This window comes from Variovorax sp. GW822-FHT04E09, from assembly GCF_058800845.1.
Genome location: NZ_JBXAMR010000003.1, coordinates 235,922 through 254,200 on the forward strand (window position 1 = coordinate 235,922; position 18,279 = coordinate 254,200).

Genomic DNA, 18,279 nt, shown 5'->3' on the forward strand with positions numbered 1-18,279 from the left:
GGTCGTGCGTTTTTTTATGCCCGGGCGTCAGGCCGCGAGGACTTCGGCCTCGCCCAGTCGCTCGCCCAGTTGCGTCAACAACACCGGGCTGCGCAGGATCGCGTGGTGGTCCTCGTCGAGCGCCGCAGCGCTCGCGAGGTCCGGCCGCCCCAGCTGCAGCGCGAGCGCGGCGCGGTCCGCCGCCGGGCGCCGCGCGATCCACCAGCACTCGGCGCGGCAACGCAGCGGCACGAGCGCCTCGGTCTCGATCGCCTTCAGCTGCTGGCTCACGAGGAAGATGCGGGCCAGTTCGTCGTCGGGCAGGTTCGCGTGCGCCGGCATCTCGAGCGTGTCGCCGCGAGCTTGCGCTTGTGCGCGGGCCTGTGCGATCAGCGCGGCCACCGTCGCCTCGTCGCAGACGAAGTCGTCGATGTCCAGCAGCCCGTCCAGGCGCGCCGCCGGCCAGGCCGAGGCGACGAAGTCAGCGAAGTCGCGACGGCCATCGTCGTCCACCGTCTGCAAGGGCGCGTCGGGCTCGGGCACATAGGGATCGACCAGCCCGAGGAACGCCACGGCCTGCCCTTCGGCTTCGAGCCGCGCCGCCACGGCCGCCGCGAGCGCACCGCCGAGCGACCAGCCCAGCAGGTGGTACGGCCCTTGCGGCTGCACGCCACGGAGCATGCGGGCGTAGTCGTCGGCCATGCGCGCCAGCGACACGTCGCGGTGCGCGGGGTCGGCGAGCATGCGGCACGGCAGGCCGTACACGGTGCGCACGCCCTGCAGGCGGCGCGCCAACGGCGCGTAGTCGTACACCGTGCCCAGGGCGGCGTGCAGGCAGAACAGCGGCGGCGGACCGGGCACCACGGCGTTCAGGGCCACCAGCGGCGGCGCCTCGGCACGCCTGCCCAGCAGCCCTGCGATGGTCGGCGCGCGCAGGAAGTCGTGCAGCTTCAGATCGAGCGCCGGCAGGCCCAGGCGCCGTGCCTGCGCCATCACCTTCAGGCTCAGCAGCGAATCGCCGCCGAGTTCGAAGAAGTTGTCGTCGCGGCCCACGCGTGCCACGCCCAGCACCTCGGACCAGATGCGCGCGAGCGCCTGCTCGACGCTGCCGCGCGGTGCGTCGTAGCCGTCGCCGCCGGCGAACACCGGCGCCGGCAGCGCATGGCGATCGACCTTGCCGCTCATGTTCAGCGGCAGCGTGTCGAGCACGACGATGGCGGCCGGCACCATGTGCTCGGGCAGCAGCGCCGCCAGGCTGGCACGCAGCCGCGCCGGCTCGATGCGCTCGCCCGCCAGCGGCGACACATACGCCACCAGCCGCGCGCCGCCCGCGCCCTGGCTGGCGACGACCACGGCTTCGCGCACCTGCGGCAGCGCCAGCAGCTGCGCCTCGATCTCTCCGAGTTCGATGCGAAAGCCGCGGATCTTCACCTGGTGGTCGATGCGCCCCAGGTAGGCCATCTGCCCGTCGGCCTCCCAGCGCACGAGGTCGCCTGTGCGGTAGAGCCGGCCGCCCGGCGCGCCGAAGGGGTCGGCCACGAAGCGTTCCGCGCTCAGGCCCGCGCGCTGCAGGTAGCCGCGCGCCAGGCCGTCGCCGCCGAGGTACAGCTCGCCGGCCACGCCGGGCGGCACCTGGTTCATGGCGCCGTCGAGCACATAGGCCGTGCGGTCGCCGACGAGGCGGCCGATGGGCATGTAGGCCGCGTCGAAGCCCTCGCCCGGCGCGGCCTTGGCGATCATCGGCGTGATCACCGTCTCGGTCGGCCCATAGCCGTTGACGATGCGCGGCGGCTTCAGCACCGACTGCACCAGCGCGAAGCTGGTGCGCGGCATCGCCTCGCCGCCCACGGTGTAGGAGCGGATCGGCAGCCGGCTCGCGGCCTCGCCCATCAGCTCGGCCATCTGGTGCAGGTAGCCGGGCGTGAAGCAGGCGATGGTGATGCCGTGGCGCGCGATCTCGGCGCAGGTGCGCTCCACCGGCCAGACCTCTTCGTCGCGCGGCATCAGCGCCGCACCGAAGGCCAGCGGCACCCAGGTGCGCTCGTGCGCGCCGTCGAAGTTGATCGACGCGAACTGCAGCTCGCGGTCGTCCGGCGTCATGCCGTAGGCCTCGCCAATCGACTGCACATGCATGGCCAGCGGGCCGTGCGCCACGGCCACGCCCTTGGGCTTGCCGGTCGAGCCCGAGGTGTAGATCACGTAGGCCAGGTGGTCGCGGTGCACCGCCACGCCGGGATCGTGCGACGGGCCGCTCGACAGGTCCAGCGTGTCGAGCGTCAGGGCCTTCACGCCGGGCAGGCCGATGCGGTCGAGCACGACGACATCATCGGCCAGCAGCAGCGCGACGCCGCTGTCTTCCACCATGTAGGCCAGCCGCTGCGGCGGGTACGCCGGGTCGAGCGGCACGTAGGCGCCGCCCGCTTTCAGGATCGCGAGCAGCGCCACGACCATGTCGGCCGAGCGCCGCACCGCAAGGCCCACGCGCACTTCGGGCCGCACGCCCGCGCGCACGAGGTGGTGCGCCAGCCGGTTCGCACGCGCCTCCAGCGCGGCGTAGCTCAACGTGCGGTCGCCGAAGATCAGCGCCGTGGCTTCGGGCCGCAACGCAGCCTGGCGTGCCACCAGCACGTGCACCGGCGGGGTGTGCTGGTAGGCGGGCGCGTTCGCGCCCCAGGCCTGCAGGCGCTGCGCCTCGTCGGCGGTGTGCAGGTCGAAGGCGACGACCGGGTGCATGGCCGCCTGAGCGAGGTCGTCCGCCACGCGGCGCACCGCATCGTGCATGTACTGGCACACACGCGCGGCGCCCACCGCCGCATCGACCTGCGCGGTCAGCGCGAAGCCGTCGGCGCATTCGTTCACCGACAACGCGAAGGCGTAGTTCGAGCGCTCCTGCGCGCCGAGCGTCTCGATGCCTTCCCAGCCGCCGGCACCGGCATCCGCCTCGGGCGCCTGCGCCACATAGCGGTAGTTCAGCAGCGTCGAGAACAGCGGAGTGCCCTTAGGCACCGCGCTGCAGCGCTGTGCGAGCGACAGGCTCACATGCTCGTGGTGCAGCAGGCCGGCCAGCGCGGCGTGCGTCTGGCGCACGCAGGCCAGCGCATGGCTGCGGCCCAGCGTCACGCGCAGCGGCAGCGTGTTGATCATCATGCCGAGCGCGCGCCCTGCGCCCTCGCCGCCTGCGAGCCGGCCGAACAGCACGGTGCCGAACACCACGTCGTCCTTGCCCGTGGTCTTGGCCAGCACCAGCGCCCACGCCAGGTGGAACAGCGTGGCCGCGCTGACGCCGCTGCGCTGCGCCTGCGTGCGCACGGCCTGCGCCAGCGCCGCGTCGAGTTCGAGGTGCGCTTCTTCCACGGCCGTGCCGTCGCCGCGCGCATCGAACAGGTCGAAGGGTGCGGTCGGTTCGCGCACGTCGCCGAGCATGCGGCGGAAGAACGCCTCCTGCTCGGCCACGTCGGCACCGAGCCGCGCCTGTGCGACGAAGCTGCGGAACGGCACGGGCGCGGGCAATGCATCGGCGCGGCCCTGCAGCAGCAGCGTGATCTCCTCGACCAGCAGGTCGCGCGACACATGGTCGAGCGCCAGGTGATGGCTCGGCAGCTGCAGCAGCCAGCCGCCGCCCGCCGCGTCGTGCGCGGCGATGGCGCGCAGCATCGGCGCGCGGCGCACGTCGAGGCGGTAGTGGCCGGGGCGCACATGCGCCTCGAGTTGCGCGGCGACATCGCCTGCGGCGGCGTCGATAGCCAGCCATTCGATCTCGGCCGGCGCATGGCGGTGCACCACCTGCACCGGCTCCGCCAGCCCTTCCCACAGCACGGCGGTGCGCAGCATGTCGTGACGCGCGATGACGCGGTTCAGGCAGTCCATGAACGCGTTCAACCGCGCTTCGCTGTCGAAGCGCATCTGCAGCGACTGCACGTAGACGTCGCCCTCGGCCTGCATCAGGTGATGGAACAGCAGGCCTTCCTGCAGCGGCGCGAGCGGGTAGATGTCCTGGATGTTGGCCGCGCCGCCGGGCACGGCGGCTTCGATGCGGCGCAGCTGCGCGTCGCCGAGCGCGACCAGCGGCAGCATCTGCGGCGTGAGCCGCGTGCAGCCTTCGGGAATCGCGTTGTCAGGCACCACCGGCACCGGGCGCGGCGAGGCGCCGGCCTCCAGCGTGGCGCGCGCGAAGTCGGCGAAGCGCGGGTTCTGGAACAGCGTGCGCACCTGCGCACCGAAGCCCTGCCGGCGCAGCCGCTCGAGCAGCTGCATGGCCAGCAGCGAGTGGCCGCCGAGTTCGAAGAAGTTGTCGTTGCGGCCCACGCGCGGCGCGCCGAGCACCTCGGCCCACACGGCCGCCATCGCCTCCTCGGCCGCGCCCTGCGGCGCCTCCCAGCTGTCGGCCGCAGCAGCGAACACGGGCTCGGGCAGCGCGGCGCGGTCGACCTTGCCGTTGGCGTTCAGCGGCAGCGCCGCGAGCACGGTGATCGCCGATGGCACCATGTACTCGGGCAGCACCTGCGCCAGCCCGTCGCGCAGCGTGAAGGCCTCGACCGGGCGCTGCGCATCGAGGCTCGACACGTAGGCCAGCAGCAGCGCGCCGCCCGCACGGTGGCGCGCGACCACCACAGCCTCGCGCACGCCGGGCTGCGCGCGCAGCCGCGCCTCGACCTCGCCGAGTTCGATGCGGAAGCCACGCACCTTCACCTGGTGATCGAGCCGCCCCAGGTATTCGAGCTGCCCGTCGGCACGCCAGCGCACGAGGTCGCCGGTGCGGTACAGGCGACCGCCATCCATGTCGAAGGGGTCGGCCACGAAGCGCTCGGCGCTCAGGCCGGCGCGGTTCAGGTAGCCGCGCGCCAGCCCCGAACCGCCGAGGTACAGCTCGCCGGCCATGCCGGGCGGCACCAGGTTCATGTCGGTGTCGAGCACCACGGCGCGGCGGTCGCCCACGGGCGCGCCGATGGGCAGGTAGGCCGCGTCGAAGGCGGTGCCCGCATAGGCCTTGGCGATGGTCGGCGTGATCACCGTCTCGGTCGGGCCGTAGCCGTTGATGAGGCGCGGCGGCTGCAGCGTCTGCATCACGCGCTCGCAGGCCACGCGGCCCATGGCCTCGCCGCCGACGGTGTACGAGCGCAGCGTGGGCACGCGCCCTTCCTCGCCGAGTTCGTCGGCCATCTGCTGCAGGTAGCCCGGCGTGAAGCAGGCGACGGTGATGCCGTGGCGCCGCATCTCTTCGCGGCTGCGGTGCACGGTCCACAGCTCCTGGCTGCGCGGCATCAGCGTGGCGCCGAAGGCCAGCGGCGTCCAGATGCGTTCGTGCGCGCCGTCGAAGTTGATCGACGCGAACTGCAGCTCGCGGTCCTCGGGCGTCATGCCGTAGGCGCGGCCGATGGTCTGGATGTGCATGCTCAGCGGCCCATGCGCCACGGCCACGCCCTTGGGCTGGCCGGTGGAGCCCGAGGTGTAGATCACGTAGGCCAGGTGCTCCGGATGCACCGCGACATCGGGTGCGTCTTCGGGCCCGCGGTCGAGCACGCCGCCGTCGAGCAGCAGCGCGGGCAGCGCCTGCATCGAGGCGCCCAGCCGCTCGCGCACACGCGCCTGCGTGAGCAGCAGCCGCACGCCGCTGTCGGTCGCCATGAAATCGAGCCGCTCGGGCGGGTAGTCGGGGTCGAGCGGCACATAGGCCGCGCCCGCCTTCAGCACGCCGAGCAGCGCCACCACCATCTCGGGCGAGCGCTCCACCGCGAGGCCGATGCGGTCCTCGGGCTGCACGCCCTGCGCGATGAGGGCATGCGCGAGCCGGTTGGCACGCCGATCGAAGTCGCGGAAGCACATCGGCACGCCATCGACGATCAGCGCCGTGGCTTCGGGCCGCAGCGCGGCCTGCCGCTCGACGAGGCGGTGCACGGGCACCTCGTCCCAGGCCGTGTCCCGGCCCTCGCCCCATTCGCGCAGCTGGGCGTGTTCCTGCGGACCGAGCAGTGCCACCTCGCGCAGCGTGCACGTGGGGTCGTCGGCCAGCTGGCGCAGCACCGCGACGTAGTGCGCAGCCATGCGTTCGATGGTCGCGGGCTCGAAGATCGCGCGGGCGTACGTGAAGCTCAGGCCGAGCGTGCCATCGGCCTGCTCCAGCGTGTCGAGCGCGAGTTCGAAGGGCGCCGCCTGCTCGTCGAGTTCGCAAGGTTCGATGCGCAGGCCTTCGAGCCGGTCGAGCGCACCCAGGTCCTGTTGCCGGTGGTTGAAGATCACCTGGAACAGCGGCGGATGGCTCAGGCTGCGCTCGGGCTGCAGCGCCTCGACCAGCTGTTCGAACGGCAGGTCCTGGTGCGCCTGCGCGCCCACTGCCGCGTCGCGTGCCTGCGCCAGCGCCTGGGCCAGCGTGGTGTGGCCGGCCAGTTCGGCGCGCAGCACCTGCGTGTTGACGAACAGGCCGAGGATGCCGGCCGTCTCGGGCCGGTCGCGGTTGGCCACGGGCACGCCGAGCCGGATGTCGCCCTGGCCCGTGTAGCGATGCAGCAGCGCCTGGAAGCCGGCCAGCAGCACCATGAAGAGCGTCGCGCCTTCGGCGCTCGCGCGGCGGCGCAGCGCCTGTGCCAGTTCGCCCTGCAGGTCGAGCCGGTGGCGTGCGGCCAGGTACGGCCCCTGCGGCGGACGCGCGCGGTCGGCGGGCAGTTGCAGCAGCGGCTGTTCGCCGCCCAGGCGTTCGGTCCAGTAGACGAGCTGGCGTTCGCCCTCGCCTGCTTCGAGCCAATTGCGCTGCCAGGCGGCGTAGTCGGCGTACTGCAGGGCGGGCGCGGGCGACACGGCGGCGGCATTTCCGTGGCGATGGGCCTGGTACAGCGCGCCGAAGTCGTCGACCAGCAGCTGCATCGACCAGCCGTCGGACACGATGTGGTGCATCACCAGCACCAGCAGGTGCGCGGTCTCGCCAGTGCGCAGCAGGCCCACGCGCAGCAACGGGCCGTTCGCCAGGTCGAAGGGCGTGCGCACGAGGCGCGCGGCCTCGTCGCGCACCTGCGCGGGGTGGGCGCGCAGATCGGCTTCACGCAGGTCGAGCACCGCTTCGGGCGACACGGTCTGCTGCGGCACGCCGTCGTCGCTCACGCCGAAGCGCGTGCGCAGCGACGGATGCCGCGCCACCAGCGCCTGCAGGCTCGCGCGCAGCGCCGCACCGTCGAGCGCGCCGTGCAACGTGAGCGCGGCCGTGATGTGCTGCGCCGTGCTCTCGGGGTCCATCTGCCAGAGGAACCACTGGCGCGCCTGCGCGTACGACGCAGGCCGCGGCGCGCCCGGCACGGCGGCCGGGTCGGGCACGATCGGCAGGCGACCGAAATCGATGCCCTGCGCACGCAACGCGGCGATGAATTCCTTCTGTCGCGCCGGTGGCAAACCTGCCAGCCGTTGGGCGATGGCCCTGCCGCGTTCGCTGCTACTGCTACTGCTCACTCAACCCCCCAGACTTTCCAACAATGCATCCATGCGATCGAGATCGCTCTCGGCCTGCGCGGCCTGCTGCGCCTGCGCCGGCCCTTGCGCGTCGAGCGCCTGCGCGCACGCCGCCAGGTCGGGCAGCTCGAAGTAGCGCTGCAGCGGCAGGTCGATGCCCATCTGCGCCTTGACCTGCTGACGCAGCTTGAGCACCGCGAGCGAATGCCCGCCGAGCTCGAAGAAGTTGTCGCCGCGCCCCACGCGCGACAGCCCCAGCACCTGCGCCCAGAGGCCAGCCAGCGCGGTTTCGGTGGCGCCCTGCGGCGGCACATGGGCGCGCTCTTCCGCGGCCTCGGGCGGCGGCAGCGCCTGCCGATCGACCTTGCCGTTGGCGTTCAACGGCAGCCCCTGCGGCATCGCGACGATGACGCTCGGCACCATGTAGTCGGGCAGCGCCACCGCCAGCCCCGCACGCAGCGCCGCGGGGCGCAGCGGCTGGCCTTCGGCGCCGGCCGCATAGGCCACCAACCGCGCGCCACCCGGTCCTTCCTGCGCCAGCACCAGCGCTTGTCCCACGCCGGGTTGCGCGAGCAGCTGCGCCTCGACCTCGCCCAGTTCGATGCGAAAGCCCCGCACCTTCACCTGGTGGTCGAGCCGGCCGAGGTATTCGAGCTGGCCGTCGGCGCGCCAGCGCACGAGGTCGCCGGTGCGGTAGAGCCGCCCGCCGTGCCCGTCGAACGGATCGGCGACGAAGCGCTGCGCCGTCAGGCCGGCCCGGTGCAGGTAGCCGCGCGCCAGCACCTCGGCGCCGACGCACAGTTCACCGGCCACGCCGACGGGCACCGGGTTCAATTGCGCGTCGAGCACATGCAGCCGTGCGCTCGAAGCAGGCGTGCCGATGGGCGGCAGGTCTTCGTCGCCTGCCCCGTCGAGCCCGAACTCGCTCACCACATGCGTCTCGGTCGGCCCGTACTGGTTGATGAGCCGGCACTGCGATTCGCGCGCCAGCCATTCGGCCAGCGCGGGCGTGCGCTTGAGCTGCTCGCCCGCCGTGACGACCTGGCGCAGCGCCGGCAACCGCCGGCCCGAGGCCAGCGACTGTTCGGCGAAATGCTGCAGCACCGAGAAGGTGAGGAACATGCGTTCGACGCCTTCTCCGTGCACCAACGCCTCGAGCGCATCGAGGTCGAGCCGCTGCGCGTCGGTGGTCTGCACGAGGCAGCCGCCACCGGCCAATCCGCTGACCATTTCCTGGAACGCCACGTCGAAGCACGGCGAGGCGAACAGCAGCGTGCGGCTCACGCCCGGCAGGCGTTGCAGCTGCCACGCGATGAGACGCGCCACCGCGTCGTGGCGCATCGCCACGCCCTTGGGGCGGCCGGTGGAGCCCGAGGTGTAGAGCACATAGGCCAGTTGCTCGCCATGCACCGGCACCGCCGGGTCGTGGTCGGGCCAGGCGGCCATGCCGTCGTCGGGCGCGTCGAGGTCGAAGGCCAGCCGCTGCACGCTCGCTGCGTCGGGCAGGCGCGGCATCAGCGCGCGGCGCGTGAGCAGCAGCGAGGCGCCGCTGTCCTCGACCATGTAGGCCAGGCGTTCGGTCGGGAACGCCGGGTCGAGCGGCACGTACGCGCCGCCGGCCTTGAGCACGGCGAGCAGGCCGACGACGGTCTCGGCCGAGCGATCGACGGCGATCGCGACCGGCATGTCGGGCCGTACGCCCTGCGCGATCAGCCGGTGCGCCCAGCGGTTCGCGAGGCGGTTGAGCGCGGCGTAGGTGAGGCGATGCTCGGCCGTGACCAGTGCCAGCGCGTCGGGGTTCGCCTTCGCCTGTTGTTCGATGAGGTGGTGAACGGGCACGCCCGCTTTCGGCTTGAACGCACCGCGCGACCAAAGCGACAACCGCTCGCGCTCGGCCGCATCGACCAGCGCCAGCTGACCCACGGCCTGCGCCGTATCGCCGGCCAACGCCAGCAGCGCCGCACGCAACTGGCCCACCAGCGCCGCGGCCTGCGCCTCGTCGCACACGTCGAGCGCATGCACGAGGTCGATGTGCAGCGCTGCATCGTCGTGCACCATCAGCGTCAGCGGGTACGAGGTTTCTTCCTTCGTATGCACCGCGCCGAAGCTCAGGCCGGCCGCAGCGTCGCCTCGCAAGGCCGCATCCACCGGGTAGTTCTCGAACACCACCAGCGTGTCGAACAGCCCCTGCCCGCCCATCCCGGCCCAGGCCTGGATCTCGTGCAGCGGCGTGTGCTCGTGTTCGCGCGACGCGACCTGCGCCGCCTGCAGTTCGTGCAGCCAGTCGCCCACGGGCTGGCCGGGGCGCAGGTGCGCGACCACGGGCAGCGTGTTGATGAACAGGCCCAGCATGCGCTCGGCGCCCGGCATCTCGGCGTTGCGGCCGGCGACGGTGGCGCCGAACACGACGGTGCCGGTGCGCGTGCGCTGGCCCAGCAGCAGCGCCCAGGCGGCCTGCACGAAGGTGTTGAGCGTGACGTGCGCGGCGCGCGCGGCCTCGCGCAGGCCGCGCGTGGCCTCGGTGTCGAAGGCCAGGCGCTGGCGGGCCTTGCCGGGGCGCGGTGCAACAGGCGGCACCAGCGCGGTCGCCAGGCGCGTCGGTTCTTCCACGCCGGCCAGCACGCGGCGCCAGTGCGCCTCGCCGGCTTGTGCGTCGCGCGCGGCGAGCCACGCGATGTGGTCGCGGAAGCGCCCGGGCGCGGGCTCGCTCGCCTCTCCCGCGTAGCTGCGCAGCACCTCGGCCAGCAGCTGCGCCACGCTCCAGCCGTCGAGCAGCAGATGGTGGTAGGTCCAGACGAGGTGATGGCGCTGCGCCTGCGTGCGGGCCAGCGCGATGCGCATGAGCGGCGGGCGCGCGAGGTCGAAGCCGCTCGCACGCTGCGACGCGGCCAGCCGCGCCAGTGCGCACTGCACGTCGGCGCTCTCGCGCAGGTCTTGCACGGCCCACGGCATCTCGGCGCTGCGCGCGACCCATTGCAACGGCGTGATGCCGTCGGCCAGGAAGCCGCTGCGCAGGATCTCGTGGCGCGCGAGCACGCGCTGCCATGCGGCGCGGAAGCGCTCGGCATCGAGGCCGTCGATGTCCATGCACAGCTGATTGATGTAAGCCTCGCCCTGCGCATCGACCAGGCTGTGGAACAGCATGCCCGACTGCATCGGCGACAACGGATAGAGGTCTTCGAGGTGCGCCACGGGCAGCGGCAGCGCGTCGAGCTGCACGGCGTCGAGCCCGGCCAGCGGGAAGTCCGACGGCGTGACACCGCAAGCGCCCGAGGTGCAGTGCGCGATCAGCGCTTCGAGTTCGTCTCCGAAGCGGTTCACCCAGCCTTGCACGTCCTCCTGCGCATGCCGCGCCGCGCTGAAGTCCACCGTCAGTTGCAGCGCACCGTCGCGCACCTGTGCATTGACGCTGAATTCGTGCAGCAGCGGTGCGCTCGCGGCGACCGGCTCGCCCGCGTCTTCAGGTGCGAGCGACCACACGGCCTCTGCTGCACCATCAACCTGCCCCAGGTAGTTGAAGACCAGCTGCGGCCGCGGCAATGCGCGCAGCGCCTGCTGCTGTGCGTCCGTGCCCAGGTGCCTCAGCACGCCATGGCCGAGCCCGCGTTGCGGCACGCGGCGCAGGTCTTCCTTCACGCGCTTGATCGCATCACCCCACGCGCCCAGTGGATCGAGCCGCACGGGAAACAGGCTGGTGAACCACCCCGTGGTGCGCGACAGGTCGAGCGCCTTCTGCGCGGGCAGGCTGTCTTCGCGGCCGTGCCCTTCGAGCAGGATCGCGAGCTGCGCATGCCCGCTCCAGCCGCACAGTGCGCGCCCCAATGCCGTGAGCAGCAGGTCGTTGACCTGCGTGCGGTAGGCGGCCGGTGCCGTCTTGAGCAGCGCCTGCGTGCGCGCGCGGTCGAGCTGCCACGCGATGCTGGCGCGGCGCGCCACGGTGTTCACGCCCTCGGGCCGCGCGCAGGGCAGCGCGACCGGCACATCGGCGAAGGCCTGCCAGTGCGCGAGTTCGCCATCCATCGCGGCAGCCTCGCCCTGCAACGAACGTGCCCAGGCTTGCAAGCTGGCGCTCTTCGGCGGCAGCACGACCGGGTGGCCATCGCAGCACTGCGCGTACGCAGTGGCCAGGTCGTCGAGCACGATGCGCCACGACACGCCATCGACCACGAGGTGGTGCGCCGCCAGCAGCAGGCGCCAGTCGCCGCCGGGCAGGCGGATGACCAGCGGGCGCAGCAGCGGCCCGTGCGCGAGGTCGAGGCTGCGCTGCGCCTCGTCGCACAGCGCGGCGATCTGCGCCGGGTTCGCTGCATCGCGCACCCAGAGCCATTCCTCGCGCCAGCGCGCCGGCAGGGCCTCGTAGGCCTGTTGCCAGCGGCCATCGGTCGTTCGATGGAAGCGCAGGCGGAAAGCATCGTGGTGCTGCACCACGGCCGCCAGCGCGGCTTCGAGCGCGGGCACCGCCAGCGGCTCGCGGCTTTGCACCAGCAGCGACTGGTTCCAGTGGTGGCGCTCGGGCATGTCGGTCTCGAAGAACGCGGCCTGGAACGGCAGCAGCGGCACCTCGCCTTCGGCTGCGGTCTGCTGGGCCTGCACCGCCGCGCCCACGGGCTCGGCCACGGCCGCCTGCCCGGCGACGGTCTGGCGCTCGAACATCTGGCGCGGCGTGAGCTTCCAGCCGGCCGTGCGCAGCCGCGACACGATCTGCAGGCTCAGGATCGAATCGCCGCCGAGTTCGAAGAAGTTGTCCTGCCGGCCCACGCGCGGCAGGCCCAGCACCTCGGCCCAGACGGTGGCGAGCGCCTGTTCGACCACGCCCTCGGGCGCCTCATAGGCTTGCGCCCCACCGCGCTCGGGCTTGGGCAGCGACTTGCGGTCGATCTTGCCGTTGGCATTGAGCGGCAGGGCCGGCAGCACGCACAGCTGCGCCGGCACCATGTACTCGGGCAGCACCTCGGCCAGGCGCGCCTTGAGCACGGCCAAGTCCACCGCCGCACCGGGCTGCGGCGACACGTAGCCGATCAACCGCGTGCCGCCCGGGCCTTCGTCGGCCACCACCACGGCCTCGCGCACCTGCGGCTGCGCCAGCAGCTGCGCCTCGATCTCGCCGAGCTCGATGCGGAAGCCCCGCACCTTCACCTGGTGGTCGATGCGGCCCAGGTAGGCCAGCTGGCCGTCCTCGCGCCAGCGCACGAGGTCACCCGTGCGGTACAGGCGCTCGCCGCTCTCGCTGAACGGGTCGGCGACAAAGCGCTCGGCCGTGAGGCCCAGCCGGTGCAGGTAGCCGCGCGCCAGGCCGATGCCGCCCAGGTACAGCTCGCCGCCCACGCCCGGCGGCACCGGGTTCAGGCCCGCGTCGAGCACGTAGGTCTTGCAACCCGCGATGGGCCGGCCGATGGCGACATGGTTCAGCCCGTCGGCGCGGCAGGTCCAGTGCGTCACGTCGATGGCCGCCTCGGTCGGGCCGTAGAGGTTGTACAGCCCCGCGCCCGGCAGGCGCTCGAACACCTTCGCCTGCGCCTCGGCGGGCAGCGCCTCGCCGCTGCAGACGATGCGCCGCAGGCTGGTGCAGGCCTCGATGCCGTCGTGCGCCAGAAAGGCCTGCAGCATCGAGGGCACGAAATGCAGCGTGGTCACGCCGTGCGCGCGGATCAACTCGACCAGGCGTGCCGGTTCGCGGTGATCGCCAGGCGCGGCGACGACGAGGCGCGCGCCCTGCATCAGCGGCCAGAAGAACTCCCACACCGACACGTCGAAGCCGAACGGCGTCTTCTGCAGCACGGTGTCGGCGTCGCCCAGCGCGTAGGCGTCCTGCATCCAGGCCAGGCGGTTGTAGAGCGCGTTGTGGCGGTTGGCCGCGCCCTTGGGGCGGCCTGTGGAGCCCGAGGTGAAGATCACGTAGGCGAGGTTCTCGCCATGCAGGGCGACCTGCGGGCAGGCGGTGGATTCAGCCGACAGGTCGAGCGCATCCAGCGCCAGCATTTGCACATGCGCCGCCACCGGCAGCGCCTCGCGCAGGTGCGACTGCGTGAGCAGCAGCGTCACCCCGCTATCTTCGAGCATGTAGGCGATGCGTTCGCGCGGCAGCTCGGGGTCGATGGGCACATAGGCGCCGCCGGCCTTCAGGATCGCCAGCAGCCCCACGACCATCTCGAGGCTGCGCTCGGCGGCGACGCCCACGGGCATGTCGGGCTGCACACCGAGGCCGATCAGGTGGTGGGCCAGCGCGTTGGCACGCGCGTCGAGTTCGCCGTAGCGCAGCACCGTGTCGCCGAACACCAGCGCGACCGCCTCGGGTCGCTCGCGCGCCTGCGCTTCGATCCGCTGGTGCACGGGCTGCGTGTACGGGCGGTGCGGCAGGTTCTCGCTCCAGCCGCGCAGCCGCGTCTCGTCGTCCGCATCGGTGAGCACGAGGTTCGCAAGCACGCGGTCGGGGTCGTCCGACATCGCCTGCAGCACGCGCTGGTAGGCGCGCACCAAGCGCTGTGCCGTCGTGGCGTCGAACAGGTCGGTGTTGTATTCGAGCCGGCCGCGCACGCCGCGCGGGTCGATGTAGAAGTCCAGCGACAGGTCGAACTTGGCGCCCGCGTCGTCGAACTCTTCCAACTCGGCGCGCACGCCCGCGAAGTCGAGCGCGACGGCCTCGCCGGCCATCTGCACGCCGAACATGGCCTGGAACAGCGGGCTGCGCGCGGGGTCGCGGCGGTCCTTGCGGCTGGCCAGCAGCACTTCGAACGGCAGGTCGGCATGGTCGAGCGCGGCCAGCGCGTCGGCGCGCACCTGGCGGCACACCTCGCGCAGCGTGCGCCGGGGCGCGAGCCGCGCGCGGAACACCTGGGTCGTGATGAAGAAGCCCAGCAGGTCCTGCACCTCCTCGCGGTGACGGCCGGCATTGGGCACGCCGATGGCGAAGTCGTCCTGCCCGCTGCAGCGCGACAGCAGCACCTGCCAGGCCGCGAGCAGCACGACGAACGGCGTGCAGCGTTCGGCGCGGCAAAACTTCTGCAGCGCCGCCGCGAGGGCCGGCGGCAGCTCGAAGCCGAGCGCGGTGCCGGCGAAGGTCTGTTGCGCGGGGCGCGCACGGTCGGTCGGCAGGTCGAGCGACGGCACCTCGTCGCCGAGGTGGCGGTTCCAGTGGTCGAGCTGCGGCGCGAGCGCCCCGCCCTGCACGCGGGCCCGCTGCCACACGGCGAAGTCGGCGTACTGCACGGGCAGCGGCGACAGCTGCACCGGGCCTTCGCTGCGCAGCGCCAGCGCGTAGGCCGCGCCGAGGTCGCGCGCCAGGATCGGGTTCGACCAGGCGTCGGAGACGATGTGGTGCAAACAGACGGTCAGCACATGCCGGTCGTCGGCCAGCTTTGCGAGCCGCGCCACCAGCGCGGGCGCACGGCCCAGGTCGAACACATGCGTCGCGGTGCGGCGCACGAGTGCATCGACAGCGGCCTGCTGCGCTTCGGCGCCCTGGTCCGAGAGGTCGATGCGCTCCAGCGCGAACGGCACCTCGGCCTGCACCACCTGCATCGGCACGCCATCGTGTTCGACGAAGTGCGTGCGCAGGATCGCGTGGCGCGCAATGACCGCCTGGAACGCGCGCGCCAGCGCATCGGCGTCGAGCGCGCCGGTCAGCCGGAACACGCGCGGCAGGTTGTAGGCCGTGAGCCCGGGCTCGAGCTTCTGCAGGAAGCACAGCTGCTCCTGCGCATACGACAGCGGCACTGCCTGGCCGTCGCGCACGGTGCGGGTGATCTCGTCCATGGCGATGCTCATGCGGCCTCGCCCACGGATTCGTCGGCCAGGTCGCGCTGCCGGTGCGCCTGCGCCAGCTGTTCGAGCGCGACGGCGTCGGCGCTGGCTTCGCGCAGCACGGCGGCGAGCGCCGCGGGCGTCGGGTGGTCGAACACCACGCCGGCCGCCACCTCGACCTGCAGCAGCTTGCGGATGCGCGCCACCAGCTTGATGACCTGCAGCGAGTGGCCGCCGAGTTCGAAGAAGTCGTCTTCCACGCCGACCGGGCCGCTGCCCAGCAGCGTGGCCATGCCGTCGGCGAGCAGCGCTTCGAGCGCATCACGCGGCGCCGTCACTGCGCGCCGTGGCGCTTCGGCCGGGGCCGAGGCCGCCAGCGCGAGCCGGTCGATCTTGCCGTTCGGCAGGCGCGCGAAGGCGCTCACGGCCGTGCAGCTCTCGGGCACCATGTGTGCGGGCAGCACCGCGGCGAGTTGCTCGCGCAGCGCGCGGCCGTCGCCCCCCTCGCCGTCGCCGACGAAGAAGGCGGCGAGCGTGGTCGCCCCGGCCGCATCGGGCACGGCCAACACGACCGCCTGGCGCACGCCGGGCCGCGCCAGCAGCGCCGCCTCGACCTCGGCGGGCTCGACGCGGTAACCGTGGACCTTCACCTGGTGGTCGGCGCGCCCCGCGAGCCGCAGCCCGCCTTCGGGCAGCACCCACGCGAGGTCACCTGTGCGGTAGAGCCGCTCACCCGCGTGGAACGGATCGGCGACGAACGCGTCAACGTTCGCGCGGTTCAGGTAGCCGCGGCACAGCTGCGCACCGCCGATGTAGACCTCGCCCAACCCGCCGGCCGGCACGAGGCCGCGCGACGCATCGAGCACGCGCACGCGGTTGTTCGCGAGCACGCGCGTCAGCGGCAGCTGCTCGGGCACGGGCGCGCCGGGTTCGACGGCATGCACCATGACGCCGACCGTGGCCTCGGTCGGCCCGTAGTGGTTGTAGATGGCGCACTGCGGCGCCAGCCGCGCGATGCGCTCGACCAGCGCGCGCGGCGCGGCCTCGCCGCCCAGCACCAGCGTGCGCGGCAGGCAGGGCGTGGCGCTTTCGAGCAGTGCTTCGAGGTGCGAGGGCACGATCTTCAGCGCGTCGATGGCGTGTGTGCACATGAAGCGCGCGAAGGCCTCGGCGTCCTTGGCCTCGTGCGGCGCCGCCACGACGAGGCAGGCGCCGTTGTGGAAGGCGCCGAACAGTGCGGTGTTGCCCAGGTCGGCCGCGACCGAGCTGGTGAGCGCCCAGCGGCGGCAGGTGTCGAGCTGCATCGCGGCCGAGGCGGCTGCCACGTAGTTCTGCAGCTGGCCCTGCTCGACGGCCACACCCTTGGGCGTGCCGGTGGAGCCGGAGGTGTAGAGCAAGTAGGCGAGGTCGCTCGGTGCAGCGATGTGCGATGCGGCTTGTGCTTCGGGCAGCGTGCTCGCATCGGGCAATGCCGCGTCGATGGTGAAGATGGGCTTCGCATCGGCCAGCACCGCCGCGCGGCGCGCCTCGGGCCAGTCGGGGTCGAGCGGCAGGTAGGCGGCGCCCGCGCGCCAGACAGAGAGGATCGCCACCGGCAGGTCGAGCGCGCGCGGCAGGTTCAGCGCGACGATGGCGCCGGGCGTCACGCCCTGCCCTTGCAGCCAGCGGGCGACGCGGCCCGTGCGCTGGTCGAGTTCGCGGTAGCTCAGGCGCTGCTCGCCCGCTTCGAGTGCGGGCGCTTCGGGCGTCTCGGTGGCCCAGTGGGCGATGCGCTGCGTGACGGTCTGCGTGCCGACATCGGCCACGGCTTCGTGCGACTGCAACAGCAGCTCGCGCTCACGCGCACCGACCAGCGGCAACGCGCCGAGCGCGGCGTCGGGGCGTTCGACGACGGCGTCCAGCAGGCAGAGGTACTGCATCAGCAGGCGCTGCGCCGCCACCTCGCTGTGGCGCGCCGCATCGGCATGCACCGAGAGCGCTGCGCCCTCGGCGTCCCATGCGACCTGCAAGGCGAGTTCGAACGTCGGCAGCGGCCCCGGCAGCGCAGCCAGTTGCCATTGCGGATCGACGCCGTGGCGGCGCGGCCGCTCGTGGCACGCGAAGCCGACCGCGAGGTGCGTGGCGATGGGCGGTGCCTCGACGGCCCAGTACTCCTGCGCCTCGACATGCGCGGCCAGCGTGCCGTCGACGTTGTCGAACCAGTCGGCAAAGCGCGTCTCGGGGGCGGTCTCGACGATGAGCGGCAGCACCTTGTCGAACACGCCGACCGCACCCTGCATCGGCGGGTAGTCGCGGCGGCAGTCGTGCTGCCAGCCAACGATGAAACGGCCGGTACCGTCCAGCCGCGCGAGCAGCAGCCACCAGACGGCCTGCAGCAGCGTGTCAGGCTGTGCGCCCAGCGTGTCGGCGCAGGCGGCGATGCGGCCCGCCAACGTGGCATTGACGGATTCGTCGGCACGCACGCGCGCAGCCTGTTGGGAGGCAGCCGCTTGCCGACCGACGAGGCGCGGCGGCGTGAGCGAGGACGCCTGCGCGAGGTAACGCTGCCAGTAGGCGCGGCCCTCGGCGGCGTCTTCGCCATCGAGCAGGTCCTGGCGCCAGGTCACGAAGCGTGCATACGGGAACACCTCGGCGGCATCGAAAGCGTGTTCGTCCGCGAAGGCCGTGGCGATCTGGTCGAACAGATGTTGCAGGCTGCCCCGGTCGCCGACCCAGGCATGCACGGAAAGCGCCAGCGTGTGGCGCGCATCCCCGGTGCGTGCGAGCCCGGCACGGACCATCTCGCCACGCGCGATGTCCAGCGGCGCGGCCTGCAGGTTCACCAGCCATTCGGCCAGTGCGGCTTCAGGCGCATCACGCAGGTCCGTGTCCGCCCAGGCCAGCGGCGTCATCCCCTCGGTGTACTGCTGGCGCAGGCCGCGATAGCCCGGCACCGCACGGATGGCGCTGCACAGCGCGCCGTGCGCGCCCAGCACGCGCGCCACCACGTCGCGCAGACGCGCGGGGTCGGTTGCGCCCTCGATGTCGGCGCGCAGCAGAAGGCGCGGCGCATCGGCCGGCACGGCGCGTTGTTCGGGGCTCAGCGGGAAGGTCGTGTCGTCGAAGTGGTCGGTCATGGTCGTCATT

3 protein-coding genes are annotated in these 18,279 nt (G+C 72.6%); all 3 read right to left on the reverse strand.

Annotated features, from left to right (window positions below; all coding sequences use genetic code 11):
* Positions 1–27: 27 nt before the first annotated feature.
* From AC1RL8_RS13405 to AC1RL8_RS13415, 3 genes are read right to left on the reverse strand one after another with little or no spacing between them, the layout of a single operon-like run.
* Positions 28–7,413, reverse strand: coding sequence for an amino acid adenylation domain-containing protein (locus AC1RL8_RS13405; protein ID WP_492684499.1), 7,386 nt, complete (start codon positions 7,411–7,413; stop codon positions 28–30).
* Positions 7,414–15,177, reverse strand: a complete 7,764-nt coding sequence (locus AC1RL8_RS13410; RefSeq protein ID WP_492684500.1) for an amino acid adenylation domain-containing protein — start codon at positions 15,175–15,177, stop codon at positions 7,414–7,416.
* Positions 15,174–18,278: a non-ribosomal peptide synthetase gene (locus AC1RL8_RS13415; protein WP_492684501.1), complete on the reverse strand. Its 3,105-nt coding sequence runs from the start codon at positions 18,276–18,278 to the stop codon at positions 15,174–15,176. The genes AC1RL8_RS13410 and AC1RL8_RS13415 overlap by 4 nt, the downstream gene beginning before the upstream one ends.
* Position 18,279: the final 1 nt, after the last annotated feature.

What these genes read in the sequence shown, in the direction of transcription:
- AC1RL8_RS13410 (WP_492684500.1), bottom strand. Translation starts at nt 15,177, where the DNA reads ATGAGCATCGCCATGGACGAGATCACCCGCACCGTGCGCGACGGCCAG.
- AC1RL8_RS13415 (WP_492684501.1), bottom strand. Translation starts at nt 18,278, where the DNA reads ATGACGACCATGACCGACCACTTCGACGACACGACCTTCCCGCTGAGC.